Here is a 2,929-nt window from a genome sequence, read left to right on the forward strand (position 1 = left end):
GCTAAGTTAGTACTTACTAGCCATATCGACCAACTCGGCAATCGCGATTACAAACTGGTTATCAAAGAGACCAAGTTGAAAGAAGCGGAACTACGCGAAGTTTTGCAATTAATCCAACAGCTGGACCCTCGCCCTGGCAGTAAGATCACGCCAGACGAAACCGAGTATGTGGTTCCTGACGTATCCGTCTTCAAAGAGCTTGGGAAATGGTTGGTCACCATCAATCCAGATAGCGTGCCAAAACTAAAAGTGAATCAACAATACGCGGCCCTTAGTAGCAAAGGCAGTAGTGCTGACAACCAATTTATCCGCTCAAATTTGCAAGAAGCAAAATGGCTAATTAAAAGTCTAGAGAGCCGAAATGAAACACTACTAAAAGTCGCTCGGTGTATTGTTGAACATCAACGCGGTTTCTTCGAACATGGCGCAGAAGCCATGAAGCCGATGGTACTGAATGATGTGGCTTTAGCTGTTGATATGCACGAATCCACGATCTCTCGTGTGACGACTCAAAAATTCATGCACACACCGCGTGGCATCTTCGAACTCAAGTACTTTTTCTCAAGCCATGTCAGCACTGACAATGGCGGTGAATGTTCATCTACAGCAATTCGCGCACTCATTAAGAAGCTTGTCGCAGCGGAAAATACCGCAAAGCCTCTAAGTGATAGTAAGATTGCTGCTTTACTGGCTGACCAAGGAATTCAGGTAGCTAGACGTACCATAGCGAAATACCGTGAATCTCTGGGCATTGCCCCATCGAGTCAGCGTAAACGCCTGCTATAAACTAAAGTAGTTAGCTCTTTATTCATTAACGATTGATTAGTTAACTATTAATTTAGTTGTAACCTGGCAACCAACTGAAAAGGAAAGTCTATGCAAATCAATATTCAAGGCCATCACGTTGATCTTACCGATTCAATGCAAGACTATGTTCACACCAAATTCGACAAACTTGAGCGCTTCTTTGATCATATCAATAGTGTTCAAGTTGTTTTAAAAGTTGAGAAAATCAATCAAATCGCAGAAGCTACCCTGCATATAAATCAAGGGGAAATTCATGCGACAGCAACAGATGAAAGCATGTATGCCGCGATTGATTCATTGGTTGATAAACTTGTTCGCCAACTCAACAAGCACAAAGAAAAACTAAGTAGTCACTAACATGCAATTAAGCGAAGTACTTTCATTGGACTGCACTAAAAGTGCAGTCCAATGCACAAGCAAAAAAAGAGCCCTTGAGCTGATCAGTCAAATCGCAGCAGAAAGCTGCGGTCAAGATTCAACAGAACTGTTTGAGTGCATGCTGAGCCGTGAAAAAATGGGCAGTACAGGTATCGGTAACGGTATTGCGATTCCCCATGCACGCATGAATGTCAGTGATAAAGCGATTGCTGTATTAATACAATGCCAAGACCCAATCGAATTTGATGCTATCGATAACCGCCCAGTTGATCTACTGTTTGCTCTACTTGTTCCTAGTGAACAATGTAAAGAGCATCTGAAAACCCTTTCTTGTATGGCAGAGCGACTTAACGACAAGCAGACTCTTAAACAGTTGCGTAATGCTCAAAGCGATCAAGAGCTTTACGACATCATGATTCAAGTGCCAACTTGCGAGTAATAACATGCGATTAATCGTTGTCAGTGGCCAGTCAGGAGCCGGGAAAAGTGTTGCGCTACGAGTTCTTGAAGACTTGGGGTATTACTGTGTTGATAACCTACCAGTAAACCTGCTCAACGACTTCGTCGAATCGGTACGCGAGATCAATCAAAACGTCGCTGTTAGCATTGATATTCGTAACCTACCAAAAGAGCCTCAGTTAGTTACAGAAACGCTAGACCAGCTAGAAGCCGCCACAGATATAGACCTAAACGTCTTATTTCTAGATGCGAGTAAACAGACGCTACTCAAGCGCTACAGCGAAACACGCAGAATTCATCCTTTATCGATCGGCCAAGAAAAACTCTCTCTTGAACAAGCTATTGATTTAGAAAAAACACTTCTGGCTCCTCTTGTAGAGCAAGCCAGCATTGTGATTGATAGCAGTGACTGTAACCTCTACGAATTGAGTGAACAGGTTCGTTTCAAAGTTGAGGGCAAAGAAAAACAAGAACTCATTATCGTTTTTCAGTCTTTCGGCTTTAAGTTCGGCCTACCAAGTGATGCCGATTATGTGTTTGATGTTCGATTTCTGCCAAACCCTCACTGGGAACCGGCACTACGACCATTGACAGGACTTGATGCACCAATTCACTCTTTCCTAGAGAAACACGCTGAAGTTCTTGAACTCAAGCAACAAATTCAAGGCTTTGTTGAGCAGTGGTTACCCATGTTAGAGAAGAATAATCGCAGTTACCTAACGGTCGCGATTGGTTGCACTGGCGGCAAACACCGCTCAGTTTATCTAACTCAGAAAATTGGTGAATACTTCGAACAACTCGGTCATCAAGTTCAAATCAGACATGCCTCCCTAGAGAAGCACCAACAGGGCTAACCATGGAATTAACTCGAACTGTACTGATCCAAAATCGCTTGGGTCTTCACGCTAGAGCAGCCGTAAAATTGGTTGAGCTTGCCCAAAGTTTTGATGCAACTATCACTATCCATAGCGAAGAAGATAAAATCGCAACTGCAGACAGTGTGATGGGTTTGCTTATGCTGGAATCAGCGCAAGGGCAACACATCACGATCCAAGCTACAGGCACCGATTCACAACAAGCACTTGATGCTGTTTGCCACCTCATTGAAGACAAGTTTGATGAGGGTGAGTAGCGAAAACGAGTCACTGACAACACTGAAGACTCAAACTTCGAACCAACCAGTATTAAATATTAGTTCTAGCTAAGTTTATGATTTAAATAAGCCCCAGAATTAAGTTACTATCCCAAGCATTGTTAGAATAATGAAATAGGAGGAAAATATGGC

Annotated in this window: 5 protein-coding genes; all 5 read left to right on the forward strand. The window is 42.9% G+C overall.

Going from position 1 to position 2,929, the window contains the following annotated elements; translation table 11 throughout:
* Window positions 1–786, forward strand: a 786-nt coding sequence (rpoN, locus tag AB4496_RS08230; protein ID WP_372070287.1) for an RNA polymerase factor sigma-54, incomplete at its 5' end; no start/stop codon positions are given.
* 90 nt (window positions 787–876) lie between these two features.
* On the forward strand, window positions 877–1,164 hold the full coding sequence (gene hpf / locus AB4496_RS08235) for a ribosome hibernation promoting factor (RefSeq protein WP_009847742.1): 288 nt from the start codon (window positions 877–879) through the stop codon (window positions 1,162–1,164).
* Between the two features lies 1 nt (window position 1,165).
* Window positions 1,166–1,624, forward strand: coding sequence for a PTS IIA-like nitrogen regulatory protein PtsN (gene ptsN / locus AB4496_RS08240; RefSeq protein WP_009847743.1), 459 nt, complete (start codon window positions 1,166–1,168; stop codon window positions 1,622–1,624).
* A 4-nt stretch (window positions 1,625–1,628) separates the two neighbouring features.
* A complete protein-coding gene (gene rapZ, locus AB4496_RS08245; protein ID WP_009847744.1) occupies window positions 1,629–2,498 on the forward strand; it encodes an RNase adapter RapZ in 870 nt (289 codons plus the stop codon).
* A gap of 2 nt (window positions 2,499–2,500) precedes the next feature.
* Window positions 2,501–2,776, forward strand: coding sequence for an HPr family phosphocarrier protein (locus AB4496_RS08250; protein ID WP_009847745.1), 276 nt, complete (start codon window positions 2,501–2,503; stop codon window positions 2,774–2,776).
* Window positions 2,777–2,929: the final 153 nt, after the last annotated feature.

This window comes from Vibrio sp. 10N.222.46.A1 (genome assembly GCF_041473595.1).
Taxonomy (GTDB): Bacteria; Pseudomonadota; Gammaproteobacteria; order Enterobacterales; family Vibrionaceae; genus Vibrio; species Vibrio tasmaniensis_A.